23 protein-coding genes are annotated in these 25,409 nt (G+C 69.2%); 4 read left to right on the top strand and 19 right to left on the bottom strand.

The genetic code is table 11. The annotated features are described in order from the left end of the window. Positions 1–67: 67 nt before the first annotated feature. From ACWGL1_RS11400 to ACWGL1_RS11385, 4 genes are all read right to left on the bottom strand, one after another. Positions 68–1,315 carry a cell wall hydrolase gene (locus ACWGL1_RS11400; RefSeq protein ID WP_338577958.1) on the bottom strand — a complete coding sequence of 416 codons (1,248 nt, stop codon included), beginning with the start codon at positions 1,313–1,315 and terminating at the stop codon, positions 68–70. A 73-nt stretch (positions 1,316–1,388) separates the two neighbouring features. After that, complete coding sequence (locus ACWGL1_RS11395; RefSeq protein ID WP_291779301.1) at positions 1,389–1,865, bottom strand: Dps family protein; 477 nt, start codon at positions 1,863–1,865, stop codon at positions 1,389–1,391. Between the two features lie 169 nt (positions 1,866–2,034). Then, the gene (locus tag ACWGL1_RS11390) at positions 2,035–2,397 is read right to left on the bottom strand and encodes a DUF6481 family protein (protein WP_291779298.1); all 363 of its coding nucleotides are present in this window, start codon (positions 2,395–2,397) and stop codon (positions 2,035–2,037) included. Positions 2,398–2,644: 247 nt separating this feature from the next. Next, a complete protein-coding gene (locus ACWGL1_RS11385; protein WP_338577956.1) occupies positions 2,645–2,842 on the bottom strand; it encodes a hypothetical protein in 198 nt (65 codons plus the stop codon). Positions 2,843–3,267: 425 nt separating this feature from the next. Between ACWGL1_RS11385 and ACWGL1_RS11380 the strand changes: the two genes are divergently transcribed. Next, a complete protein-coding gene (locus ACWGL1_RS11380) occupies positions 3,268–4,386 on the top strand; it encodes a cell wall hydrolase (RefSeq protein WP_346484884.1) in 1,119 nt (372 codons plus the stop codon). A gap of 11 nt (positions 4,387–4,397) precedes the next feature. Here ACWGL1_RS11380 and ACWGL1_RS11375 read toward each other — a convergent pair whose 3' ends face one another. The 5 genes from ACWGL1_RS11375 to nadA all read right to left on the bottom strand — a co-directional run bounded on the left by ACWGL1_RS11375 (position 4,398) and on the right by nadA (position 9,166). Then, positions 4,398–4,610, bottom strand: a complete 213-nt coding sequence (locus ACWGL1_RS11375; RefSeq protein WP_452112060.1) for a hypothetical protein — start codon at positions 4,608–4,610, stop codon at positions 4,398–4,400. Positions 4,611–4,700: 90 nt separating this feature from the next. Then, on the bottom strand, positions 4,701–5,576 hold the full coding sequence (gene nadC / locus ACWGL1_RS11370; protein ID WP_452112059.1) for a carboxylating nicotinate-nucleotide diphosphorylase: 876 nt from the start codon (positions 5,574–5,576) through the stop codon (positions 4,701–4,703). Then, a complete protein-coding gene (locus ACWGL1_RS11365; RefSeq protein WP_452112058.1) occupies positions 5,577–7,145 on the bottom strand; it encodes an L-aspartate oxidase in 1,569 nt (522 codons plus the stop codon). 4 nt (positions 7,146–7,149) lie between these two features. Next, positions 7,150–8,028, bottom strand: a complete 879-nt coding sequence (locus ACWGL1_RS11360) for a metalloprotease (RefSeq protein WP_452112057.1) — start codon at positions 8,026–8,028, stop codon at positions 7,150–7,152. 58 nt (positions 8,029–8,086) lie between these two features. Beyond that, positions 8,087–9,166, bottom strand: a complete 1,080-nt coding sequence (nadA, locus tag ACWGL1_RS11355) for a quinolinate synthase NadA (protein ID WP_452112056.1) — start codon at positions 9,164–9,166, stop codon at positions 8,087–8,089. 358 nt (positions 9,167–9,524) lie between these two features. Between nadA and ilvA the strand changes: the two genes are divergently transcribed. Continuing rightward, the gene (gene ilvA / locus ACWGL1_RS11350) at positions 9,525–11,042 is read left to right on the top strand and encodes a threonine ammonia-lyase, biosynthetic (RefSeq protein WP_452112055.1); all 1,518 of its coding nucleotides are present in this window, start codon (positions 9,525–9,527) and stop codon (positions 11,040–11,042) included. A gap of 4 nt (positions 11,043–11,046) precedes the next feature. On the opposite strand, the gene ACWGL1_RS11345 is transcribed toward ilvA, so the two are convergent. From ACWGL1_RS11345 to ACWGL1_RS11325, 5 genes are all read right to left on the bottom strand, one after another. After that, complete coding sequence (locus ACWGL1_RS11345) at positions 11,047–11,451, bottom strand: host attachment family protein (protein WP_338577950.1); 405 nt, start codon at positions 11,449–11,451, stop codon at positions 11,047–11,049. 37 nt (positions 11,452–11,488) lie between these two features. Continuing rightward, on the bottom strand, positions 11,489–12,052 hold the full coding sequence (locus ACWGL1_RS11340; RefSeq protein WP_452112054.1) for a methylated-DNA--[protein]-cysteine S-methyltransferase: 564 nt from the start codon (positions 12,050–12,052) through the stop codon (positions 11,489–11,491). Next, on the bottom strand, positions 12,033–13,151 hold the full coding sequence (locus tag ACWGL1_RS11335) for a bifunctional transcriptional activator/DNA repair enzyme AdaA (RefSeq protein ID WP_452112053.1): 1,119 nt from the start codon (positions 13,149–13,151) through the stop codon (positions 12,033–12,035). The genes ACWGL1_RS11340 and ACWGL1_RS11335 overlap by 20 nt, the downstream gene beginning before the upstream one ends. A 72-nt stretch (positions 13,152–13,223) precedes the next feature. Continuing rightward, on the bottom strand, positions 13,224–14,351 hold the full coding sequence (locus ACWGL1_RS11330; RefSeq protein ID WP_452112052.1) for a hypothetical protein: 1,128 nt from the start codon (positions 14,349–14,351) through the stop codon (positions 13,224–13,226). A gap of 19 nt (positions 14,352–14,370) precedes the next feature. Continuing rightward, positions 14,371–14,694: a PadR family transcriptional regulator gene (locus tag ACWGL1_RS11325; RefSeq protein WP_312218909.1), complete on the bottom strand. Its 324-nt coding sequence runs from the start codon at positions 14,692–14,694 to the stop codon at positions 14,371–14,373. A 212-nt stretch (positions 14,695–14,906) separates the two neighbouring features. Between ACWGL1_RS11325 and ACWGL1_RS11320 the strand changes: the two genes are divergently transcribed. After that, complete coding sequence (locus tag ACWGL1_RS11320; RefSeq protein WP_452112051.1) at positions 14,907–17,537, top strand: M14 family metallopeptidase; 2,631 nt, start codon at positions 14,907–14,909, stop codon at positions 17,535–17,537. A gap of 218 nt (positions 17,538–17,755) precedes the next feature. After that, a complete protein-coding gene (locus ACWGL1_RS11315; protein WP_452112050.1) occupies positions 17,756–17,971 on the top strand; it encodes a hypothetical protein in 216 nt (71 codons plus the stop codon). Here ACWGL1_RS11315 and ACWGL1_RS11310 read toward each other — a convergent pair. The 5 genes from ACWGL1_RS11310 to ACWGL1_RS11290 all read right to left on the bottom strand — a co-directional run bounded on the left by ACWGL1_RS11310 (position 17,968) and on the right by ACWGL1_RS11290 (position 25,267). Beyond that, on the bottom strand, positions 17,968–19,239 hold the full coding sequence (locus ACWGL1_RS11310; RefSeq protein ID WP_452112145.1) for a dicarboxylate/amino acid:cation symporter: 1,272 nt from the start codon (positions 19,237–19,239) through the stop codon (positions 17,968–17,970). The two genes, ACWGL1_RS11315 and ACWGL1_RS11310, sit on opposite strands and share 4 nt — an antisense overlap. A gap of 211 nt (positions 19,240–19,450) precedes the next feature. Beyond that, positions 19,451–20,380 (bottom strand): DUF6999 family protein, encoded by a 930-nt coding sequence (locus ACWGL1_RS11305; RefSeq protein WP_338577943.1) that lies wholly within the window; start codon positions 20,378–20,380, stop codon positions 19,451–19,453. Next, on the bottom strand, positions 20,377–21,057 hold the full coding sequence (locus tag ACWGL1_RS11300; RefSeq protein ID WP_452112049.1) for an iron-containing redox enzyme family protein: 681 nt from the start codon (positions 21,055–21,057) through the stop codon (positions 20,377–20,379). The genes ACWGL1_RS11305 and ACWGL1_RS11300 overlap by 4 nt, the downstream gene beginning before the upstream one ends. Further along, positions 21,057–22,193, bottom strand: coding sequence for a beta-ketoacyl-ACP synthase III (locus ACWGL1_RS11295; protein WP_452112048.1), 1,137 nt, complete (start codon positions 22,191–22,193; stop codon positions 21,057–21,059). Before ACWGL1_RS11295 ends, ACWGL1_RS11300 begins: the two co-directional genes overlap by 1 nt. A gap of 119 nt (positions 22,194–22,312) precedes the next feature. After that, the gene (locus ACWGL1_RS11290; protein ID WP_291779237.1) at positions 22,313–25,267 is read right to left on the bottom strand and encodes a TonB-dependent receptor plug domain-containing protein; all 2,955 of its coding nucleotides are present in this window, start codon (positions 25,265–25,267) and stop codon (positions 22,313–22,315) included. Between the last annotated feature and the right edge of the window lie 142 nt (positions 25,268–25,409).

Raw genomic sequence — 25,409 nt, 5'->3', positions numbered from 1 at the left:
TATGGTGAAGCTCGAAGCGACGATAGTATGGCCGGAAGCGGGCTGAATAGGGCGATCGCCCGCACCCTCACCCCTGCGGCTTGCCGACCTCTTCGACGGCCATGGGCGTGACGCCGGCGGGCGGCGGGGCGGTCACGGTCACGCTGGGGACGGCGCCGGCCTCGAAGGCCTTGAGGCGCTCGTTGATGGCGGCGATCTCCTCCTTGCCGGCCTGGCGGCGACCGCCCAGGCTGGCGATGCCGACGACGCGGGTCTGGCCGTCGATCTCGACCGTGCGCAGTTCGCCCGACCTGGCCCCGTCCAGCGCCTCTTCCACGCTGTCGGCGGCCGTGGCCAGCAGGACGCGAGACTGGGCGAAGCGGGCCTCGTCGATCGACGGCTCGCGGCCCGCGTATGCGTTGACGAAGGCCGCCGTCTCTCCGGCCGCGCCCTTCCAGCGATAGAAGATGTGCGCCCCGACCTGGGTGATCTTGGCCAGGGTCGGCGACCACCAGGGGTGGACGTAGTCGGCGTGGTAGTGGGTGGCCGTGCCCACGCGCTCGGACACATGGCCGTTCAGGGCGCGCGCCGCGACCCGCTCGGCCCGATCCCAGGCCCAGCGCACCGGCCCGCGCGCCAGGGAGCCGTCGCAGGTGAAGCTGAACTGACAGCCCGTGGTCCGCTCTGCGCCCTGATAGACGACACCGCAGACGCTGGAGGGATAGTTGGGATCGCGCACCCGGTTCAGCACGACCTGGGCCACGCCCTCCTGCCCCTCGGTCGGCTCCAGCGCCGCCTCGTAATAGACGGCCTGGGTCAGGCAGCGCAGGGCGCGTCGACGCGACGCCTCGTCCGCCGGACGGAAGACGAAGGGCCGTGCGGGCTGAAGCGCGCCGAAGGCGTTGGGCATGGCGGCGTTCAACTGTTGCGCCGCAACGCCCGCCACGCCCTGATCCAGGCTGGGCTTGCCGCCCAGGGTCAGGCTCTCCCAGCCGGGGGTCAGCCCATACAGTTCGGGCAGGCCCAGGGCCGGATCATGCCGCCGTGCGACGGCGAGCTGCCCCGCATCCATCCGCGCCGTCACCGCCGCCAGACCGTTCGGGCCCAGGTCGCCGCCGGTGGCGCGGGCCACTGCTTCGGCGGTGCGGTCGATGTCGGGGCGCGGGGTCGAACTGGCCGACATGGCCACGCCCATCGCCGCCAGGGTCACGGCCATGGCGGCAGGCGCCGCTGCCACTGCCCGGCGTCCGGTCGTCTTCAGCGGCGTGAGGCGGCCGAGGTTCATGCGACGTCCGTATAGCGACGCCTGACGGCGCCGGAAATCGACGATCTGCATGACCGCCCAATCCGGCGCTTTTCAGACGCGAAGATTACCGTTCCGTGAGGCGAAACGGCGGTCCTCTTCCCGCTTAACGCTCGCCCAGGCTGGAACGCAGCATCCAGGCGGCCTTTTCGTGCGCCGCCAGACGCACGGTCATCAGGTCGACCGACGCCTCGTCCCCGACCTCGTCGGCGGCGTCCAGGGCCGCGCGGGCGGTGGCGATGACCACGCCGTGGTCCTTGATCAGCTCCTTGAGCATCTCGGAGGAATCCTTCTCGGGATCGCCGTCCTTGATCGAGGTCAGGTTGGCGAAGGCCGAGGCGCTCTGCGGCGCCAGTTCGCCCAGGGCGCGGATGCGCTCGGCGATTTCGTCCAGGGCGGCCCAGATCTCGCGATACTGCTCTTCCAGCAGGTTGTGCAGGCTGAAGAACTCCGGCCCGCGCACGTTCCAGTGGTAGCCGTGCGTCTTCAGATAGAGGGCGTAGCTGTCGGCCAGGGCCTTGGACAGTTCGCGCGCGACGTCGGCGCGCTCCTTGGGCTTAAGACCGGTGTCGATGGCGTTCATGACGGCTCCCGTTTGCAGTGCGGTGTGAAGATCAGCCTTGCAGTTAGGTCGTCCGGCCCGCGTTCCAAGGGGTCGGCGGCGACCCGCCGCAGGAATCTTCGCCCCTGTAACGTCGAAGCCGCATGAGCGTTGCCCCTCCCCGGCCGGGAAGGGGCGTCATCGCGCCGGCTTAGCGCTGGCGCGCCTTGCGGGCGGCGTAGCGGGCGTCGCGCGCGGCCTTCTGCTCTTCCTTGGTCAGTTGCTTGCGCTCCTTGCGGGCGGCGCGCTTGGCGGCGTCCACCTCTTCCTGGGCGGCCATTTCGGCGGCCAGGCGGGCGGCTTCCTTCTCGGCCTTCTCGCGGCGCACTTCGGCCTTGGCCAGTTCGTGCTGCTGGCGGACGGCCTCCTTCTCGGCGGCGCGCTTTTCGGCCAGTTTCTCGAACTCGGGATCCTGAACCGTCGGCTTCGGCTTGAACCGGGCCAGGAGGGCTTGTTTGGCGTCTTTCTGGGCGGACAGGCGGTCGTTGAAGCCGGTGTTCTTGAGGTCGCGCATGCTGAGAGGCGGGTGTCCTTGATAGGGAATGGAGACGGCGAAAGGGGCCGATCGCCGAGGCGACGGCCTTGGATCGGGCCGGGAGGCGCATCTCGACGCGCTCGGCCCGGCGGGAGGCCAAAGCCGAATTTCGCGCCGAAATCAAGCTCCACGGCCCAATTTCATTGGATTTAGGGGGCGGAGAGGCCGCCCGGACGCACAATGCAGCCGCGCGAGGCGGCCGCGTCAACCTTCAGTGCGGCTGGAATCAGTGAGGCTTTTGGGCGTGGCCGACGGCCGCGCCTGCGGCGCCCCCGACGGCCGCCCCGACCGGACCGGCCACCACGGCCCCGGCGACGGCGCCGGTGGCCGCCTTCTGTTCAATGCTGTGGCCGCAGGCCGACAGGGCCAGGGCTCCGGCGCCGGCCAGCGCCAGTACGGCCAGGCGGGAAGCGGTGCGGGTCATGGGGCAACTCCTTGAAATAGCTCAGCTTGGAACGCGAGAATCGACCTCAGGTTCCCATCTATGGCGTGACTCTGACAATCAAGATGTCGACCCCCGGCCAATAGCTTATTCATCCCCCGACCGCTCCATGCTCAATCTTCGATCAACATACAAATACAGTCTTCGCAAGAATGTCTAAGGCGCAATTTCGTCACGATTAAAACGACGCGGAATAATGACTGATAGGCGTTTTTCTTATGCTGAAGAAATTACAATTCTAGCGAATCAGTCACATTGAGGCCACGATCGGATGGATAAAGGCCCGCCTTCGAGGGTCGGCGTTCAGTCGGCGTTCGCCCGACCCGCTTAAGCGCGACGCGTCCTTGTCGCCGGGGTTCGGGATCTACGGGGGCGGCATCCTCGCCCTGTTGTACAGGACTACGCCTTTGTCTCTCTCCTCGCAGACGCGTGCGCTGATGCACGCCGCCCGCTCATTCCGCCTGCGCCCCACGACGGCAGCGGCGGCGTTCGGCGGCGTCGTCGGCCTCGCTGTCGGAGGGGCCTATCTGGGCGGCCTGGCCGCCCAGGCCTCGACCGTGCGCGCCCAGGCCGAGCGCCTGCAGGGCGCCGGCGCCGGCGGCTACACCCAGGAAGCCCTGGCCGAAGCGGCCGGCGGCCTGGACGCCAGCGCCCTGACCATCGCCCATCGCCATGACCCCTATTCCGTCGCCGGCTCGGCCCAGCGCGACCGCCAGGCCGAACTGCTGACCGCCCGCCTGGAGCAGCTTCAGGGCCAGGACGGCCTGCGCCGCGCCAGCCTGCAAGGCCCCGGCGCGACCAGGGTCTCCGCCGCTCGTCCCTTCCGCCTCGACGGCGCCCTGGACCAGTCGCGCGACCTCGATTGCCTGACCCAGGCCGTCTATTATGAAGCCCGCGGCGAAGGCCGCGACGGCATGAAGGCCGTGGCCCAGGTGGTGCTGAACCGCGCCCGTCACCCCGCCTTCCCCAAGACCGTCTGCAGCGTCGTCTATCAGGGCGCCAACCGCGGTTCGGGCTGCCAGTTCAGCTTCACCTGCAACGGCGCCATGCGCGGCGCTGTCAACCGCGCCGCCTGGAACCGCGCCCGCGACGTGGCGGCCAAGGCCCTGTCCGGCCAGGTGTTCGCCGCCGTCGGCAACGCCACCCACTTCCACACCACCGCCGTTTCGCCGTCATGGCGCAACAATCTGGTGCGGGTGAACCAGGTCGGCGATCACCTGTTCTACCGCTTCGGCGGCCGCTCGGGCGCCAGCCAGGCCTTCGCCTACAACCCGCGCCCGTCGGGTCCGGCCGAGAACGCCCCGCGTCTGGTCCAGGCCAGCCTCGATCCGGTCGAGGCCGCCCGCAACGCCTCGGGCGCCGTGGCCTACACCGCCGTCCTGGCGCGCGAAGCCCTGGCGTCGGGCAAGACGGAAGAGCGTCCGGCCGCCGCGCCGCGCGCCGCCGCTGCGCCCGCCCCGGTAGCGACGCCCCCGGCCTCGCCCAAGCCCGCCGTCGCGACCGTCACGATCAACGCCGAAGCCTGATCGATCCCGGTCTAGGGATGCGTCTTGCGGTGGGTCGTCAGATTCTGCTGCAGATTGCCGTAACGCCCCTGCTGGCTCAGGTTGACGTCCGCATCGCCCGGCTGGCCGGACTGCACGCCGTCCGCCCAGTCGCGCCGATCCACGGCGACCGCCTCATCCATCAGCTGGGCGCCGCGATCGGCGAAGCTGCGTTGCTCCCTGGGCGGCTGTGGGGCCCTGGTCATGGCGTCTCTCCTTCGAGGTCGCGCCCTCCCGCCTTCTGAAAACGGCCCCCCGCCGGGCCCGTTCCCCGAAAAACCCCGGTCCGCGTCCGCTCAGCCGGCGTCCAGGCCGATGTCCAGTTGCATGACCGAGTGGGTCAGGGCGCCCACGGAGATGACGTCCACGCCCGTCGCGGCGATGCCTGCGACCGTGGTCAGGTTCACCCCGCCCGACGCCTCCAGCACCACCGATCCGAAGGCGCTGTCCCGCACCCGCCGCACCGCCTCGGCCATGTCTTCCAGGCTAAAGTTGTCCAGCATGACGACGTCCGGCCGCTCGGGCAGCACCTCGTCCAGCTGATCCAGGCCGTCGACTTCGACCTCGACCTTCATCAGGTGGGGGGCGAAGGCCTTGGCCCGGCGCACCGCCTCGCCTGCCCCGCCGCAGACGGCGACGTGGTTGTCCTTGATCAGGATGGCGTCATCCAGCCCGAAGCGATGGTTCAGCCCGCCGCCGCAGGCGACCGCGTGCTTCTCCAGCGCCCGTAGCCCCGGCGTGGTCTTGCGGGTGTCGGCGATGCGCGCGTGCGTCCCAGCGACCGCCTGCACATAGGTCCGCGTCAGGGTCGCGATCCCGCACATCCGGCCCAGCAGGTTCAGCGCCGTCCGCTCGGCCGCCAACAGGGCGCAGGCGTTGGCCTCGACCGCGATCAGCACGGCTCCGGCCTCGAACGCCTCACCGTCGGCGACCTTCACCGTCACCGTCGCCAGCGGGTCCAGCGCGTGGACGGCGATCCGCACCACCGGCCCGCCCGCCATCACCCCGGCCTGACGCGCGCAGAAGACGGCGCTGAAGCGGGCGTCCTCGGGGATGCAGGCCTGCGCCGTCACATCGCCCGTCCGCCCCAGATCCTCGGCCAGCGCCATGCGCACCACGGGCTCGATCAGCAGGTCCGGCAGGGTTCGGGTCACGAGAGAATCCTTCGTCATTCAGATCACGGCCGCCAGGGCGGCGAGCGTCGCCGCCTCGGCCTCTTCGTCGCGCGTCGACGTCGGCGCTGCGCGCATCCGCGTGTGCTCGGCCCTCGGCAGGCTGTCGGGGAAGTCGCGGCGATAGTGGCCGCCCCGGCTCTCGCGCCGGTTCAGCGCCCCTTCGGCGACCAGCCGCGCCGCCGTCAGGCACGCCGCCGTCGGATGCGCCTTCGCCAGGTCGTCGATCAGGGCCAGCAGCGCCGTCAGCCCCGCCTCGTCCCGCACCACGCCCGCATGGCGCGTCATGGCCGCGCGCAAGGTCGCCAGCGCCTCGGGCGGCAGATCCGTCATCGCCTGCACCGCCGCCAGCGGCCGCCGCTCGGGCTGGACCTCGCCCGCCGCCGCCCGACCCGCGCGTCGCCCGAAGGCGCCCGCCTCCAGCAGGGAGTTGGACGCCAGCCGGTTGGCCCCATGCACCCCCGTCGCCGCACACTCGCCGATCGCAAACAGGCCGGGGACGGTCGTGCGCCCCTCGTCGTCGGCGACAATCCCGCCCATGTGATAGTGGGCCGCCGCCGCCACCGGAATCGGGCTGACGCGCGGGTCCAGCCCCGCCCTCATGCAGGCGGCGAAGACCGCCGGAAACTCATGCGGAAAGGCCTCGCCCACCGCCTTCGTCGCATCGAGAAAGGCGCCGCGCCCCTCGATACGCGCCGCGTGCACCGCGCGCGCCACGATGTCCCTCGGCGCCAGATCGGCGTCGGGATGGTCGCCCAGTAGGAAGGCGCCGCCGCCATCGACCAGCCGCGCCCCCTCGCCGCGCAGGGCCTCGGTCGCCAGCGGCGCCGGGTCCAGCCCCACGTCGATGGCCGTCGGGTGGAACTGCACGAACTCGGGGTCCAGCACCACGGCCCCGGCCTGCCAGGCCAGCGCCAGCCCCTCGCCGCGCAGGGCCGATGGATTGGTCGTCGCCTCGAACAGGCCGCCGATCCCCCCGGTGGCCAGCACCACGGCGGGGGCGAACACTTCGTCCAAGCGGCCGCCTCGGCGTTCGATCACCGCGCCGCGCACCCGACCGTCCACGTCGCGGATCAGGCCGCGCAGCCGGCCGTCTTCCCAGATCTCAATGGCCTTCGTGGCCCGCGCGGCGGCGACCACGGCCGACAATATGGCCCGGCCCGCGCCGTCGCCGCCCACCCGCGCCACGCGCGGCAGGCTGTGCGCCGCCTCCAGACTGACGGAAAAGCCGCCGTCGTTATCGCGGTCGAAGGGCGCGCCCAGCCCGGCCAGCCACTCGACCGTCTCACGCCCCCGCGTCGTCAGGGCGCGCGCCGCCTCGGCCTCGACCAGACCGGCGCCCGCGCCTTCGGTATCCTTGGCGTGCAGGGCCGCGCTGTCCTGCGGTGACAGGGCCGCCGCCATCCCGCCCTGCGCCCACGCCGAAGAGCAGGCGTTCAGCAAGGGCTCGGGCGTGACCACCAGCACCTTGCCGTCCGACCCCAGCGCCTCGGCCGCCTCCAGCGCCGCCGACAGGCCCGCCAGCCCGCCGCCGATGATCAGAGGCCCGTCATGTCGGATGCGCGCCATCGCCCTAACGGGCCCCCACGCCAAAGAACCGCAGCCCCATCTCGAACGCCGGCTCGACCGCTCCGCCCGTCAGCGGCAGCAGGGCGGCGATCGCCGCCGCCGCGCAGACCACGGCCGTCAGCAGGTAGAGCGCCAGGCTGCGCCCCGCCTCGGGCCAGCTCAACCGTCCCCAGGCCGCGCGCCAGACGCCGCGCTTCAGATGGCCGAACACCGCCAGGCCCAGAAAGACGGCGAGGATCAGCCGCCCCGTCGACAGTCCCCACCACACGGCCAGACCGCCGACGACCAGCAGGGCGACCTGCTCCAGCCGCGGATGCACCCGCGTCAGCACCGGCCCCAGCGCCTTGGAGCCGTCCAGCGGCGGCGCAGGCAGCAGGTTCAGCAGATTGATCATGGCGATGAAGAAGGCGCCCATCAGCCACTCCGGCGCCTTCAGCGCCAGGCCCACGGCCACGAAGGGGATCATGGCCAGCAGGCCGAACGCCGGCCCCGCCAGCGACACCAGCACCCCGTGCCACTCGCTCTTCGGCTCGCGCTGGCCCTTCGCCAGCCCGCCCAGGAAGGGGATGATGTAGATGCGCGCCGGGCCCATGCCGACCCGGTTCATCGCCAGCACATGGCCGTACTCATGCACGAACAGGCCGAACAGCACCGCCCCCGCCACGACCCAGCTACCGGTCAGGAACCACAGGAAACCCGCCATCAGCAGGGTCGAGACCACCGCCCAGACCGGGTGCTGGCCCTTGTCCTCCTGCGGCGTTTCATGGCGCGCGCTGTAGCGCGGCGTCTCGCGCGCGGGCGCAGGCGCCGCCTCTTCCGGACGCGGGTCCCAGGGTCCGGGCCTGCGGCCGCCGGGGGGAAGGGTGTTGTCTGTGTCGCTCATGGATTCGAACTGGGCGCGCGGCGACGGTCCCGCAACGGGCCGCGTCGCCGCAGGGCCGTCAGATCAGCTCCACATCGACATGATGCCGCGCCTTGACCAGGTCATAGCGCGCCGGCTTCGACGGCGGCGGCAGGTCGATCATCCGCTGCACCGCCAGAGCCGCCTTCTCCAGCATCTCTTCCGGCACCGTCACCTCGAACTGCATGTGCAGCAGGCAGTCGCGGATGTTCTCCAGCGTGATGCGCTTCATGTGCGGGCACAGGTTGCACGGGCCGACGAACTCCACCTCGGGCACGTCCCCCTTGATGTTGGAGGCCATCGAGCATTCGGTGATCAGCACCACCCGCTTGGGCCGGCGCTGCTCGACATATTCGGTCATGGCGGCCGTCGAACCGGCGAAGTCGGCCGCGCGCAGGATCTCTTCGGGGCATTCGGGGTGGGCCAGCACCTCGGCGTCCGGCCAGGCGTCGCGCATGTCGGCGATGTCCTGCGTGGTGAAGCGCTTGTGCACCTCGCAGTGTCCCGCCCAGGCGATGACGCCCACCGTCGTCTGGGCCGCCACATTGCGCGCCAGATATTCGTCGGGGATCAGGATGACCTTGTCGACGCCCCATTCCTTCGCCGCCCATTCGACGACCTGAACGGCGTTGGCGCTGGTGCAGCAGATGTCCGTCTCGGCCTTCACATCGGCCGTGGTGTTCACATAGGTGACGACCGGCAGGCCCGGATGCCGCTCCTTGATCAGCCGCACGTCCGCCCCCGTGATCGAGGACGCCAGCGAGCATCCCGCGCGCAGGTCGGGGATCAGCACCGTCTTGTCCGGCGACAGGATCTTGGACGTCTCGGCCATGAAGTGAACGCCCGCCTGAACGATCACCCTGGCCTTGGACTTGGCGGCCTCCTTGGCCAGCCCCAGGCTGTCGCCGACATAGTCGCCCACGCCGTGAAAGATCTCGGGCGTCATGTAGTTGTGGGCTAGGATGACCGCATCGCGCTCGCGTTTCAGCCGGTTGATCTCGCTGATCAGCCGGGCCTGTTCGGGCCATTCCAGCGGGGTGACGTGGTCCTTGACCTTCTCCCACACCGGGGCGGTTTCTTCCGCCAGTTCCTTCGACAGACCGAAAGCGCCGTCCGCCATCGTCCCTACTCCCTATCGGCCGTCTGCGCGGCCCCGACTTATGCTCAAACTTAGCATAAGCAGAAACAATGTAGGCTCTTCCGCACCCGGCGCAAGGGAAATCAACGACGCGCATCCTTCTCCCCTTGCGGGAGAAGGCGGCTCGCGCAGCGAGACGGATGAGGGGTCTCTTTGCGCCTTCCATTAAGCTAAAGCCCAGTGCTCAAGGTTGCGACACCCCTCATCCGACGACCTTCGGTCGCCACCTTCTCCCGCAAGGGGAGAAGGACAGGCGCGCAATTTTCATTCTCATGCGCCGCAGCATCGCCTAGACCGGGACACGCTTCATCCTCCCCTGCGTCGCCTGACCGAGATCATCGTGCAAGACACCGTCCGCCGCATCCTGACCGCCCGCGTCTATGACGTGGCCGAGGAGACTCCGCTCGATCCGCTGAAGCGGCTGTCGGCCCGCATCGCCCGCCCGGCCCTGCTGAAGCGCGAGGATCTGCAGCCGGTCTTCTCGTTCAAGATCCGCGGCGCCTACAACCGGATCGCGGCGCTCAGTCAGGCCGAACTGGCGCGCGGGGTCATCTGCGCCTCGGCGGGCAATCACGCGCAGGGGGTGGCGCTGGCGGCGGCCAGGCGCGGCGCGGCGGCGACCATCGTCATGCCGACCACCACGCCCGGCATCAAGGTGGCGGCGGTTCAGGGTCTGGGCGGCCAGGTGGTGCTGCACGGCGAAAGCTTCGACGACGCCTACGCCCACGCCCGCGCGCTTGAGACGCAGACCGGCGCCGCCTTCGTCCACCCCTTCGACGACCCCGACGTCATCGCCGGCCAGGGCACGGTCGGGCTGGAGATCCTGCGCCAGCACCCCGATCCGATCGACGCGGTCTTCATCCCCATCGGCGGCGGGGGGCTGGCGGCGGGGGTGGCGGCCATCGTCCGCTTCCTGCGGCCCGAAACGCGCCTCATCGGCGTCGAGCCGGCCGAGGCGCCGACGATGAAGAGCGCCATCGAGGCCGGGCGCGTCGTCGATCTGGATCAGGTCGGCCTGTTCGCCGACGGGGTGGCCGTGCGCCGCGCAGGCGACGAGACCTTCCGCCTGTGCCGCGATCTGCTGGACGAGATCGTGCTGGTCGACACCGACGCCATCTGCGCCGCCGTGAAGGACATCTTCGACGACGTGCGCGCCGTGGCCGAGCCGTCGGGCGCCGTCGCCCTGGCCGGGCTCAAGGCCTGGGCCGCGCGCAACCCCGGATCGGGGACGCTGGTGGCGATCAACTCGGGCGCCAACGTCAATTTCGACCGCCTGCGCCACGTCGCCGAGCGGGCCGAGATCGGCGAGGGCGCCGAGGCCCTGTTCGCCGTCTCCATGCCCGACCGGCGCGAGGACTACCACCGCTTCCTGCAGAGCCTGGACGGCCGTTCGATCACGGAATTCAACTACCGCTGGTCCGGCGACGGCACGGCCCAGATCTTCGTCGGCGTGGCCCTGCGCGACGGCGCCGCCGAGCGCGAAAGCCTGCTCAGACACCTGACCGCCGGCGGCTATTCCGTCGTCGACATGAGCGACAACGAGACCGCCAAGCTGCACGTGCGCCACATGGTCGGCGGGCGCACCATCGGCCTGCCGCACGAGCGGCTGCTGCGCTTCGAATTCCCCGAGCGGCCGGGCGCCTTCCTGCGCTTTCTCAACAGCCTGCAGCCCGCCTGGGCCCTGACCCTGTTCCACTACCGCAACCACGGCGACGACGCGGGCCGGGTGCTGGCGGGGGTCAGCGTCCCGCCGGACCAGGCGGCGGCCCTGACGAAGGCGCTGGACGAACTGGGTTACCCCTACGCCGACGAGACCGACAACCCGGCCTGCCGCCTGTTTCTGGACGGGGCGGCCTGAACGGCTACGCCCGGCTGATCGCCTCGGCGATCTCTTCGGCCGGCCGGCCGGCCAGGGCCTTGGGAATCTCGCCGACCAGACGCTCCTCCAGCGTCTTGTGCCAATGCTTGCGCAGCTGGCCCAGGGTCTTGGGCGCGGCGACGACGGCCAGAGCCTCGATCTTGTTGGTCAGGGCCATGTGGTTCAGCGCCTCGGCCACGCCCATGGCGAAGCCGTCCTCGGCCTGGGTGTCGTTGTCGGGGTTGGCGTCGCTGGAGCGGCGGCCCGGCGCGCCGGACAGGCGTTCGGGGATCTCGGGCGTCGCCATCGGCTTGAGCTGGATGTCGAGGTTGTGGCCGGTGTTGCGGAACAGGCTCAGCTTCTCGCCGTCGGCGACGGCGACCAGGGCCCCGTTGGGCAGGTTCATCATCAGACTCCAGAAATGAGCGCCGAAAGGGAGGGCGCTGTCAGTCCAGCGCAAACGCCCCCTGTCCCGTTCCATCATCGGGGCTGTCCTGCGACGCTTCGTGCGCCAGCAGCCAGCGCTTGCGCTCCAGCCCGCCCGCATAGCCGGTCAGGGTTCCATTGGCCCCGACGACCCGGTGGCAGGGCACGATGACGCCGATCGGATTGGCGCCGTTGGCCAGCCCCACGGCCCGCACGGCGGCGGGCTTGCCGATGGCCTGGGCCAGTTGGCCGTAGCTCCAGGTCCGCCCCGCCGGAATAGTCCGCAGCGCCGCCCAGACCGCGCGCTGGAAGTCCGTGCCGCCGGTCTTCACCGCGAGCCCGTCCAGCGCCGTCAGATCGCCGTCGAAATAGGCGGCCACGGCGTTCCGCACCGCCTCCGGCGCCCGCCCCGGCGTCAGCCGCGCCTCGCCGTAGTGACGGGCCAGCAGCTTCATCATCCGGGCCTCATAGTCGGCGAAGTCGAAGGCGCGCACGGCGCCGTCCGCATCGGTGACCAGCAGCACCTCGCCCACCGGCGTGGCGATGCGGTCCAGGGTGAAGGCTTCAGGCTGCGTCTTTTTCATCGTCGTTCTCCATGATCGTCATGCCGTCGATCCCCGCCTCGCGCAGGTGCAGCACGCCATAGGCCCGCCAGGGCCGCCACCGCTCGGCCCGCCCCGCCAGCCGCTCGTCTTCCAGCCGGTCGCTGGCCATGTCGGCCGCCTCATCGCTCCAGACGCCCGGCAGGCGCAGCCCCGACCGCGCCTCGACCAGCGGCGCCAGCACAGGGTCAGCCGCCAGATCGCGCCGGATCGCCTCGGGATCGGCCGACAGGTCGAACAGCCGCCGCACTCGCGCCAGCACGCCCGGCAAGGCCTTCAGATCGTCCAGCGCCGCCGTCACCGCCAGCCGGTGGCCCGCCTCGAACCGGGCCGAAACCTCGCCGGTCGTCCCGTCCGTCGCCGGGGTCAGGACGCGGCGCCAGACGCCTCTTTCAACCGTCTCTCCGCCCGCCTTCAGGGCGGCCAGCATGGCCTCGACCTCATAGGGCGGGCGATAGGGCAGGTTCAGCCGCACCCCTTCATTCGATTTGCCGTCCCACGGCCGCTCGGCCCGCGACCGCAGCGCCGACGGCGGCCGTCCATAAAGGGCCTGAAACGTCTCATTGAAGCGGCGCACGCTGCCGAATCCTGAGGCCATGGCCACCTCGGCCATCGGCAGGTCGGTCTGGTGGATCAGGGCCTTGGCCAGAAGGACGCGGCGCGTCTGGGCCACGCTGACCGGGGCTGCGCCCAGGTGCTGGCGGAACAGGCGGCGCAGGTGCCGCTCGCCCACCCCCAGCCGCGCGGCCAGGGCGTCGACGTCGCCCTCATCGAGCGCCCCCGCCTCGATCAGGTTCAGCGCCCGGCTGACGGTGTTGGAGGTGCCGCGCCACGCGCCCATGTCGGGCGCCGTCTCGGGTCGACAGCGCAGGCAGGCCCGAAAGCCCGCCTCCTCGGCCGCCGCCGCGCTGATGACGAAGGTCATGTTCTCGCGCTTGGGCGTCCGCGCCGGGCAGACCGGGCGACAATAGATCCCGGTAGACTTCACACAGGTGAAGAAGCGCCCGTCGAAGCGCGGGTCGCGCGTCAGGACGGCCCGATAGCAGGCCTCCTGATCCAGCATGTCGCGGGCTTTTTCCATGCCCGCAACATGCGCCCGCCGCGCCGCCCTGTCTCGCGGTTTTCGGACATGACGGCGCCGCAGCCTGGCGGATTACCCCTCGCGCGTCGTCGCGAGCCGCCAGACATAGGTCGCGATATTGACGACGAAGCTGATCGCCATCACCGCGAACACCCAGGTCAGCACCGTACCCAGGGTCAGGGCCGTCCCATCCAGATCGCGGCCCGCATCGTTCACCGCGCGCAGGGCGTCCAGGCTGATGTTCGTCGTCCCGCCCTCGACGCGAGCGCTCGCCGCGCCCTGGGTCAGGGTGAGCCACCAGCCCGCATCAAACAGCCGCCACAGCACCCAGAGCGCCGCGCCCGCCAGCGGGATCTTCAGCAGCCAGGTCAACCGCCCCTCGCGTCCTCGGATCAGGCTGACCGCGTCCACCGACATGCCGCCGACTGCCAGGGCCAGGATGGGGCCGTAGAGGGCCGCCCACACCGGCGCCGCCTCGATCCCCACCGCGCCGCTTCTCAAGGAGAACTCGCCCAGGCCCGGAAAGCGGATCACGCCGATCCACCACATCACGAAGACGCCCCCGACAATCAGGGAGGCCAGCGCCTCCAGCCCCGGCTTGTCGTTCGCGGTCACGCCCCAGACGCGCGCGCCCTTCGGCAACCACTCGGACTTGGCCTTCTCGGTTCCGGCCAGGGACGCGCCCCACTTCGCCGGATCGGCCAGGCCGAAGGCCGACAGGTCGCGCACCCGCCATTTGGTCAGCCACTTCGGCTTGATGTCGTAATGCTCCATGATCGCCCCGGCCAGGGTCAGCGCCCCAAGCAGGGTCAGCCCTCCGGAGAAGAAGCCGTGGAAGGCCTGGCTGATCGCCCGCCCGAAATCGGCCGGCGCGCCCAGCACGCTGATCAGCAGCCCCAGCGCCTGCACCGCCGCAATGACGATCAGCCCGGCCTTGGCCCCGAACAGCCAATAGGGGAACAGCTCCGGCCCGATCAGGCTGTCCGGCCCCTTGCGATAGCGGGCGGCGACGATCAGCGGATGGCCGATCTCGTGCAGGATCGCCTCTTTCTCCTCGTCGCTCAGCGCCCGGCCCAGCTCCTCCTCGCGCGCCTCGACGCGGCTCAGGATCAGGTCGCGCAGCTCGGCGACGATGTCCTCGCGGTCCTCGGTCGGCAGCTGCGCCGCCACGGCCTCCAGATAGCGTTCGATGATGTCCATCGCGCCCTCTCCCGTCCCTTCAAAGCAATCGTTCCAGCGAGGCGTTGATGCCGCGCCATTCCTCGGTCAGGGCGGCCAGCATGGCCTCGCCCCCGGGCGACAGGACGTAGAAGCGTTTCTTTCGCTTCTCCTCCTCGCGCCATTCGCTGGTCAGCAGCCCCTGGCCCTCCAGCCGCCGCAGCAAGGGGTAGAGGGTGGATTCCTCCATCTCCAGCCCGTCCGCCGCCAGCGCCTGACGCAAGGTGTAGCCGTAGCGTTCGGTCCGCAGGCAGGCGAGCACCGCCAGGACCAGCGTCCCGCGCCGCAGCTCCAGCCGCATCGTCTCGAACAGTTCCCGATCCACGGCGCCGCCTCACCTGCCGCCACATAGTGTGTGACACACAGTGTATGCGACATACTGTATGAGGCTGTCAACGACCTTCGCTATCCCGAACGGCGAACCGCCTAATCCCTGTCGAAATACAGCGCGCAAAGCGGAAGAAATGACGGCGCAGCGCCGCTTCCTTCGCCTCGGCTCCACGGTTAAGGTCATCGATCTGTAGGGGGAGTTTTCTTATGTCGTCTCGTCGCCGCGCCGCCTGTTCCTTGCTGGCGCTCAGCCTGGCCCTGGGCGCCGCGCCCGCCCTGGCTCAGCAGAACCCGCCCGAGCTTCAGGCCGTCGTCGGCCACGACAGCGGCGAGCGCATCACCCGCTCGGCCGACGTGCGCCGCTATTTCGAGGCGCTGCGGACCGCCAATCCCGACCGCATGGTCATGGGCGACTACGCCCAGTCGTGGGAAGGCCGCCCCCTGTTCTGGGCCGCCGTCGGCTCGCCGCGCAACATCGCCCGTCTGGACGCGATCAAGGCCGCGACCAACGCCCTGGCCGACCCGCGCAGGACCAGCCCCGAGCAGGCTCGCGCCCTGATCAACGACACCCCCGCCATCGTCTGGATGGCCTATTCCGTCCACGGCAATGAGATCAGCCCCGCCGACGCCGCCCTGATCGCCGCGCGCCGCCTGACCGACGGCCTCGACGCCGAGGCGCAGGGCTGGCTGGAGAACGTCGTGGTCGTCTTCGTCCCGACCCAGAACCCCGACGGGCGCGAGCGCTTCATCAACAGCTTCGAGGCGGGCCTCGGCGCCCAGCCCAACGGCGATCCCCTGTCGGCCGAGCGGGCCGAGCCGTGGCCGTCCGGCCGCTACAACCACAATCTGTTCGACCTGAACCGCGACTGGTTCATCCAGTCCCAGCCGGAAACGCAGGGCCACTCGGCCCTGATCCGCGAATGGCGTCCGCAGGTGGTGGTCGATTCCCACGAGATGGGCACCGACTCCAGCTTCTTCTTCCCGCCCGAGGCCCAGCCGCTGAACCCCTGGATCTATCCGCCGATCCTGGACGCGCGCGAGCGGTTCGGCCGCAACACCGCCGGACGCTTCGACCAGGCGGGGCTGGACTATTTCACGCGCGAGACCTTCGACGCCTTCTATCCCGGCTATGGCGACGGCTGGCCGGCCTATTTCGGCGCCGTCTCCATGACCTATGAGCAGGGCTCGTCGCGCGGGCTGCTGGCGCGCCGGTCGTCGGGCGAGATGCTGACCTACGCCGACACGGTCAAGGGCCACCTGACCGCCACCCTGTCGACCATCGAGACCGCCGCCCGCGACCGCGAGAAGCTGCTCAGCGACTTCTACGCCTTCCACCGCGACGGGATTTCGGGCGGTCGCGGCGCCTATGTCCTGTCGCGCTCCGCCGCCGCCGACCCGGCCGCCGCCGACAAGCTGGCGGGCCTGCTGGTGCGTTCGGGGCTGGAGGTCGGGCGCGCCGCCGCATCCTTCTCCGCCTGCGGCCAGACCTATCAGGCGGGCGATTACATCGTGAACCTGGCCCAGCCCCAGCGCCGCATGGCCGAGACCCTGCTGGCCAAGGACGTGCCGCTGGACCCCAAATTCCTGGCCGAGCAGGAAGCCCGCCGCGCGCGCGGCCTGGGCGATGAGATCTACGACCTGACCGGCTGGTCCCTGCCGCTTCTGTTCAACGTGCCGAGCCAGCGCTGCACCGGCGCCCCCTCGGTCCAGACGGCCGCCGTCGGCCCCGAACTGATCCGCCCCGCCGCCGTGGCCTCCGGCGACGCGGCCTACGGCTACGCCATCCATCCGGGCACGGCCGGGATGCGCTTCCTGACCGCCGCCCTGACCGACAAGCTGCCGGTCCGCTCGGTCGAGGAGCCCTTCACCCTGGACGGCCGCGCCTATCCGGGCGGAACCTTCATCGTGACGCGCGCCGGTTCGCCCGACGACCTGGACGAACACATCCGCCGTCTGGCCGCCGGCAGCGGCGCCCAGGTGACGCCGCTCGCTACCTCCTGGGTCTCCAGCGGCCCCAGCATCGGTTCGAACAAGGCGACGATCATCGCCGCGCCGCGCGTCGCCATGGCCTGGGACGATCCGACCGAGCCGGAATCCGCCGGCTCCATCCGCCATGTGCTGGAGCGCGAATACGGCTGGCCGGTCACGGCCGTTCGCACCCGCCGCCTGGCGAACGCCGACCTGTCCCGCTACCAGGTGCTGATCCTGCCGTCGGGCGGAAACTATGAGCAGATCCTGGGCGAGAGCGGCGTCGCCAACCTGCGCGCCTGGGTTCAGGCGGGCGGCGTCCTGATCGGCGTCGGCTCGGCCAGCCTTCTGCTGACCGATCCCGATTCCAAGCTGCTGGAGAGCCGCCGCGAGAGCGCCGTCTCCGGCGACGGCGACAAGGACAAGAAGGACGGCGGCAGCGAGATCGCCACCGACGCCGAATACCTGGCCCTGACCGGCCATCACGGCGGCGCCCCCGATCCGGTCGCCGGCGTCCTCGCCAGCGCCGTGGTCGACAACGAACACTGGCTGGGCGCAGGCGTCGCCCCGACCCTCAGCGTCATGGTGCGCGGCTCGGACATCTATGCGCCGCTGGCCCGCGACCAGGGAACCAACGTCGTGCGCCTGGCCGGGCCGGACCAGGTGCTGGCGTCCGGCCAGCTGTGGGCCGAGAACCGCCGCCAGCTGGCCTACAAGCCGGTCGCCATGGCCTCCGAGGTCGGCCGCGGCCAGGTCGTCGCCTTCACCCAGGACGTGACCATGCGCGCCTTCCTGGAAGGGCTGAAGCCGCTGTTCCTCAACGCCGTCTTCCGCGGCCCGGCCCACACCTCGGGGACGAGGGGCGACTGACATCCCTTCTCCCCTTGCGGGAGAAGGTGGCCGAACGGAGTGAGGTCGGATGAGGGGTTGCGAGACCTCAGCCTCGGCCTCTCGTCAAACGTCAAACAGACCCCTCATCCGTCCGGCTTCGCCGTCCACCTTCTCCCACAAGGGGAGAAGGAACAACGCACCGGCTTTGACAACCCGCGCCTGCGCAGGCTTTCCTGCTTCCGCCAGCAGGGGAGCTGATGCGCATGACCTTCCACACGCCACGCCCGCCGGTCGACGACGGCGACTGGACCCTGCTGCAAAGCCGGATCGACCGCAGCTTCTGGCAATGGGATCGTCGCTCCGAGCCGGACGCGCCCGTCCTCAGCCGCTTCGTCATCCTGCGCCCGCCCGAGCGGCTCGACTACGACGACTTCGACGAGGCCGAGGCCATGTTCGAAGCGATGGAGGACTAAGGGAGGCGGTTGTCCGTCGCCTCTGCGCCCTCGACGATGCGCACCACGGCCAGATCGGCGGTGACGTTGCCCAGGGTGCGGAAGATGTCGGGCACGACCTCGACCGCCAGCAGCAGCGGCAGCAGCTCCAGCGGCACGCCCATGGCGATGCAGATCGGGGCGATGGAGGCGAAGAAGCTGGCCTGCCCCGGCAACCCCACCGTGCCGATCGAGATCAGCACCGCCGTCAGCATGGCGGCGAACAGTTGGCCCGCCGAGGGCTCCAGTCCGAACAGATGGGCGCAGTAGATGGCCACCCCCAGATTGGCGACCGGGCTGGTGATGCGGAACACCGCCACCGCCAGCGGCAGGACCAGGCCCGCCGTCGCCCGCCTGACGCCCAGTTCGTCGACCGCCCGCTCGACCATGACCGGCAGGCTGGCCAGCGACGACTGGGTCGAGAAGGCCACCACCTGCGCCGGCGCCGCCGCCCGCGCGAACCGGCCCAGGCTCACCCGCCCGAAGATGACGGCCAGCGGATAGAAGATCAGGCCGATGCCGATGCAGGCGAGCGAGATCAGCGCCACATAGTGCAACAGCACCCCCGCCGCGCTGGCCCCCGCCGTCAGTCCCACCCCGACCGACAGGGCGAAGACGCCCAGCGGCGCGACGCTCAGCACCCAGCGGACGATGACGATCATCGTCTCGCCCACCGCCTCGAAGAAGGTGATCAGGGGAACACGCAGCCGCTCGGGCAGCCCCGAGGCCGCAAAGCCGAAGAAGACGGCGAACACCACCATGCCCAGGATGGCGTCCTCGGCCGCCGCGCGGATCGGGTTGGACGGGGCGATGGTCTTGACGAACTCGCTGAACGGCGCGCCCGCGCCCAGACCCTCGGCGCCCTCCGGCTTGATCGCCAGCAGCAGGCGCGCGCCTTCGGGATCGATCGGCCAGACGGCGTGCAGCCCATAGGCCGCCGCGACGGCGTAGACGGTCGCAAAGACGATCAGCCCCCCGAACCAGGCCACCGCCTTCAGCGCCAGACGCCCGGTCCGCGCCGCATCGGCGATGGAGGCGATGCCCGTCACCAGCAGGCTGAACACTAGCGGGATAATCGTCATCCTCAGCGCATTCAGCCACAGCTGGCCCAGCGCCTGAATGAAGTCCGCCGTGACATGGCCGCCTGGCAGGCCCCACTTCTGCGCCGCCGCCCCGGCCAGCAGACCCAGCACAAGCGACAGCAGCACCAGGGTGCTGAGAGAGGTCAGAAAGGAGCGCGCCGATTTCATACCGGCCACGCTAGCAGCCGCCGCGCCGCGCGCCAGCGGAAATCAACCCTCTTCCCCCGTCACCCTCGGGCTTGTCCCGAGGGCCTATGGCGGCTGCAAGCTGAAGGGCGCGTCGTTTTCATACCTGCGCCTCCAACATCCCGCGCCCAGCCAAGGGGAACGCTGGGCCCTCGGGACAAGCCCGAGGGTGACGGTTTCGGACCGCAGCGTCCTACTTCGGCGCGCCCGAGTTGGCCGGGTCCAGCGGCAGGCCCGCCGCCTGGCGCGCCTTCATCACCCGCAGCCAGCCGTGCATGGCCTCTGAATCCAGCCCGTGCATCATCAGCCGATAGCCCGCCTGCAGCGTCGACAGCGCCACCAGCGGATGGCCGTTCTTGACGAAGGCCATGTGGTAGCTCGTGCCCAGAATGCGGGCGATGTAGATGGCCATCACCTCGTCCAGCTGCAGCGAACTGGACGCCCGCACGAAGTCGTCGCGCGGCAGCATCAGGGCGTAGATCGGCGTGTAGAACTCCACCGCCGTCTGCACGTCGACGAAGTTGTGCCACTTGCGCGGAAACGCCTCGAACGGCGGGAATTCGTCCGAGATCATGGAGAAGTCGATGCGCTCTGGCGGCATCAATTCCCGCCCCTCGGCGCGCAAGGCGGCGTTCATCTCGATGACGAAGTTGAAGATGTTCAGGTCGTGCTGAAGGAACAGATCCGGCTCGATGTCCTTCAGCCGCGTCGGCGTCAGCGGCCATTTCGTCACCTTGTCGCCCACCCCCGCGTTCTCGCGCACGAAGGCGGTCAGCTCGGACCCGACGTGGAAGTGGCGCAGGATCACCCGATTGCCCTCGGGCGTCACAAAGGTCCGTAGACCCCAGTGGATGGTCTTGTGCAGCAGGCCGTTCAGGTTCGGGTATTTCGGCGAAATGACCCGCAGCACCTTCACCAGACAGAAGAACAGGAACACCAGCGGCCGCGCCATCGGAAACAGCCAGCGCCGCGACCGCGACCGCGCCCCCAGCAGCAGGTCGCGCTTGGCCCCGTCGTCGATCGGCAGGCTGTGGTCCAGATACAGCGCCATCCACGGATCGGGATCCTTGGGATCGAACCTCGCGGGGTCGAACGGATCCTCCCCCGGCTTGTAGTACCTCACGCCGCGATCTCCTCGATCTGCAGGGCGTAGAGGCGGGCCGTGACTTTGGCGGTCGTGACGATGCGTTCGGCGATGAAGGGATCGGGCAGCACCATGCCCAGCATCTCCTCGAACTCCTTCATGTGCTCGGCGTCGTTGTCGCCGTGGTACAGCAGGAAGCGCACCGCCTCGTCGGGCAGGGCCAGCCGCTCCTGCACCTTCAGGCCCCACGGCCGCGCCTTGATCGAGCCCAGCCCCTCGATGATGAACATGGCGCCCAGCAGGCCGAAGGGATCGGGCTTCGACGCCTCATGGAACATCCAGGCCGACAGGGCCTCGGACCCCACATTCTTCGGCGCCGACTGAATATCCTCCAGCGCCCCGCCCGAGGCTGTGAAGTCGGCCTCCAGCAGGCGGAAATCGCGATGCTCCGTCACCGCATGGCGCATCAGGGTCGAGCGCAACTCCAGATGATCCTCGCCGATGTTCGACGCCGCCCGGCTCATCCACAGCGCCCCGTCCTTCACCTGCTGGCGCAGGTTGATCAGGAAGGCGTGGTAGTCGGCGGCCTCGAACCGCCCCCGCGTCAGCTTGCGGATCAGCGGCGTCGCCTCCAGACGCTGCTCGAAATCGGCGAAGACCACCGCCAGCTTCCGCAGGCAATCGGCCACCGCCGCCTCGGCCAGTTGTTCCGCCATCACACAATCTCCAGCATCATGAAGCCGATCATCGCCCGCCCGCTCTCGGGTACGATGCACAGCACCTTGTCTCCGCGCTTTCCGCGTCCCGACTTCAGGAAGGCGTCCAGCATGACCCAGATCGAGGCCGAGCCGACATTGCCGCTGTCGGCCAACGTCGTGAACCACTTCTCCTCGGGGATCATCGCGGCGGTGCTTTCCAGCAGGCCGACGATCTCCTGACGCAGCGACCGCGCCGAGTAGTGACACAGCAGATGGTCGACCTCATCGGGGACGATGCGCCCGGCGTCCACCTTCTCCAGCCAGACGCCGATCCAGGCGCGGATGACGATCTTCAGCAGCTCGAAGTCCTGCAACAGGGCCACCGCCCCCGCCGCATGGGCCGCCGACGGTCCGGCGTGGCTCCAGGCGCTGGTCATGTCGGCGCGCGCCTGCGGCGTTGATCCGGCCCACATGCAGGGATCGAAACGCCCGGCCAGCGAGGTCATGTCGATCCACTCGACCTTCAGGCTCAGCCCCTCGGGTTTCGGCCTCGGCTCCATCACCACGGCGCCCGCCCCGTCCGACAGGGTGAAGCGCAGGAAGTCCGCCTCGATCCGCGCCCGGCCCTTCTCATCCACCAGCGCCGTGCCCTCATAGAAGGCGGGCCGGAACCAGCGGGATGAAAACTCCCCTGCACAGGCGGCGGCCACATCCGCCTCCCCCGCCCGCACGCTCAGCCACGCCCCCTTGGCCGCCATCAGGGCGCTGGCGCAGACGGACTGATAGCTGAAGGCCTCCAGCGGCCCCGCGCCCAATTCGGCCTGAACCGCGCTGGCGTGGCCGGGCACCAGATAGTCGCCCTGCGTCGCCGCCGCGCCCAGATGCTGCAAATCTCCGAGGCTTAGACCCGCCCCATCCAGCGCCGTCCGCACGGCGTCCGCGCACATGGAGGCGTTGGAATGCAGCGGCTCGCCGTCAACATCCAGGGCGTAATGCCGCCCCTCGATCCCGTTCCAGCGCAGGGCGCGGCGCCCAACGGCCGACGCCTTGCCGCCGATGCGGCCGATGAAGTCCTCCATCCGATCGTTGCCGATCCGCTCGCCGGGCAGGACGGCGCCGGTCCCGGTGATGAAGACGTCGCGAAGCATACTCATGGCGGGGACCTTGGCGACGCGCCCGACGCCGCACAAGCCGGAAAGCGTCGGTTCGGACGCAGAAAGGGCGGCGGACCGAAGCCCGCCGCCCTCTCATCAACCTGAAATCAGGTCAGACCTTAGAAGGACTTCGTGAGGTTCACGAAGGCCGTCCGGCCCAGGTAGTCGTAACCCGAGTACAGCGGAGCGTTGCCGACCCGGTTGTTCACGCCGGCCGAGATCGTGGGCGGATCTTCGTTCAGCAGGTTGCGGACGCCGGCCGTGACGGTCCAGCCGTCAGCCGTGTACTGCACCGAGGCGTTGTGTTGCCAGTAGTCGCCGACTTCCAGATCGTAGATGCTCGTGGCCGGATCTTCCTCGTAGTAGGTGTAGGATTCCATGCCCTTGACCCACTCGACGCCGTAGCGCACGCGCCACTTGTCCCACGCATAGGACAGATCGGCGGTGCCGGTGAACTCCGGATTGTCGATCATGCCCAGGTAGTCTTCCAGCGGATCTTCTTCGAACAGCTTGTTCGAGATTTCCGTGTACTGGGTGACGCCCAGGTTGAACAGCGCCGTGCCGGGGCCGACGTCCTTGCGGTAACGCAGGGTGTAGTCCAGGCCCTTCACATTGTCCGTCGCCAGGTTGACGTAGCTGTCGTGGACCGTCAGCTGGCCATTGGCGGGATCACGCTCGACCAGACGGCAGAAACCGTTGTCCGCGGCGAAATCGCCGGGGTTCGAGTCATAGCAGCGGGTCAGGATCTGGCTAGCGCCCGTCCGCGAAACGCCGTTCTCCACCTCGATCTCATAGTAGTCGACGGCGAAAGCCAGATCGCCCCAACCTTCCGGCAGGCGCGGTTGCAGAACCACGCCGATCGTCATGTTGGTCGAAGTTTCGGCCGCCAGGCCAGCGTCCGCGCCGCCAGCGGTGATGACTTCAACGCTGGTGGTCGATTGCCAGTCGGTCGGCAGACCTTCACGCGTGCAGTTGGCGACGCGGTTCGGGTTGACGTTCGGCGCGCCGTAGTTGTTGCAGCGATCGAGCGTGTTCGACTGGTAGCCGGTCGTGGCGCCGACGAACTGTTCGAACAGCGCCGGGGCGCGGTAGGAGGTGCCGTAGGTGCCGCGGAAGGTCACGCCGTCGATGGGCTGGTAGACCAAGCCGATCTTGTAGGTCGTGTCGTCGCCGTAGGAATCGTAGTCCGTGTAACGGAACGACCCGTTCAGCGTCAGTTCCTTGGCGAACGGCGCATCGCGCAGCAGCGGAACTTCGACTTCACCGAAGACTTCCCACACCGAGTCGGTGCCGCGCGTGATCGCGGAGGTCGAGAAGTTGTAGGTGTTGCCCGTCTGGGAATCGAGACCCGGCGTGTCATCGATCTCGGATTCACGCCATTCGGCGCCGAAGAAGCCCATGACCTGGCCGGCCGGCAGGCTGAACAGCGGGCCGTCGATGCCGAGGCTGACGATCTTTTCTTCAAAGACGGTCACGCCCGTCACCGGACGGAACACATAGTCGACCCAGTCCTTCGGCAGCACGCCGCCGATGGTTTGGGTGGTCAGGGCCGGAGCGGCGACGCAGCCCGGGTTCGAGGCCAGTTCGCGACACTGGAAACCGCCGGCGCCGTTCGAGACGACATCGAGGGATTCAATCAGGCGATCCGTCAGGAACTGTTCGCTGGTGTACTCCGAACGCGAGCGCGAATAGCTGGCTGACAGGTCATAGCGCCAGTCGGTCAGGAAGAAGTCGCCCTTGATGCCGCCGACGTAGCGGTTGAAGGACTGCTCCTGGCGCGAGTGGTCGTTGCCGAAGCCGATGAAGGCGCGCACGCCGACGTCCTGGCCCTTGTTCAGGCCCTGGTCGCCGAAGGCGGTGCTGGCCGACAGGCTGGTCGGGATCAGCGGCGAACCCTTGGCGTAATCCAGCGACAGCTGGCGGTAGCCGGTCTGCGAGGACTCGCGCTTGTTATACAGGAATTCGCCGTAAACTTCGGCGTTGCCCAGCGCGTTCAGCTGATAGCCGCCTTCACCATAGATGGTGGTGATCTCAACCGGCGAGATCAGCGACTCGTTCAGCATGCGGTCTTCGAAGGTGTCGCGGACGTTCAGGTCGTTGGCGCCGCCGCCGACGCCCTCGAAGCCGACCAGGCCCGAGGTCACGCCCGAGTTCGGACGCCAGCGGTTGAAGGTGTCGCCCACCGAGCCGGCCGCACCGACGCCCGTCAGCATATTGGTGCCGATGGTGTTGATGGTCACGCCGTTCGAGCCGGTCGTGGTCAGCGGGTAGCACTTCGACTTGCCGGTCAGCGGATCGATGTAGTCGTTGTCGAAGCGGAAGCCGTCGGTCTGGCAACGCGTGAACTCACGGTCGCGCAGGGTCAGCTCGTCGCGCTCATAGCGCTCGATCGAGCCGGCGGCGCGCCAGCGGTCGCCACGGGCGCCGGCCGTCAGCGACAGGCGGGTCGAACCGCCGTTGCCGTTGGCTTCCAGAGGCTCGTTGCGCTGGGCTTCGAAGACCAGGCCTTCGAAGTTCTTGCGGGTCTGGATGTTAACCACCCCGGCCACGGCATCCGAGCCGTACACCGACGAAGCGCCGTCGCGCAGGACTTCGACGCGCTCGATCATCGAGGTCGGCAGCACGTTCAGGTCGGCCGAGCCGACCGAGCCGCGCGAACCGGCGGGCGAGACGCGACGGCCGTTCAGCAGCACCAGGGTGCGGCTCGGGCCCATGCCGCGCAGGCCGATGGTGTTCGCGCCGGGGCCGCCGTTGGTGACGTAGCCGCCGTAGGAGTTATTGATCTGCGAGGTGCCGCCGGTGATGGCCGTGCTCTGCAGCGCTTCCGTGGTCGAGGCGAAGCCTTGCAGGGTCGCTTCTTCGCGCGTCACGACCTGAGTCGGCGACGGGGCGTTGAAGTTGTCGCGACGAATGCGCGAACCGACGACCACGATCTCGTCGACCTGGGTCGCTTCCTGGTCAGTATTCGAGGCGCTTTGAGCAAACGCCGTCCCCGGAATAAGCATGGCCATCGACAGAGCAGCAGCGCCAGCCGCCATCGTCGTGCCCAGCAGGTAGTCTTTACGAGTGCTCATATGCCTCTGTGTACCTGTTAATTGTTACTGAACATCACATCGTTCCACGAACGACGTTGAAAACCAATGTTCGTCTTTACGTTTCTTGGCTGCATCAATGGCTATGGCCGACCCGTCATACCATCAACCAATTTCTTTCAAA

This window comes from Brevundimonas sp. NPDC055812 (genome assembly GCF_053616535.1).
The sequence above is the reverse complement of the archived record's forward strand: the minus strand, read 5'-3'. Positions and strand labels throughout refer to the sequence as shown.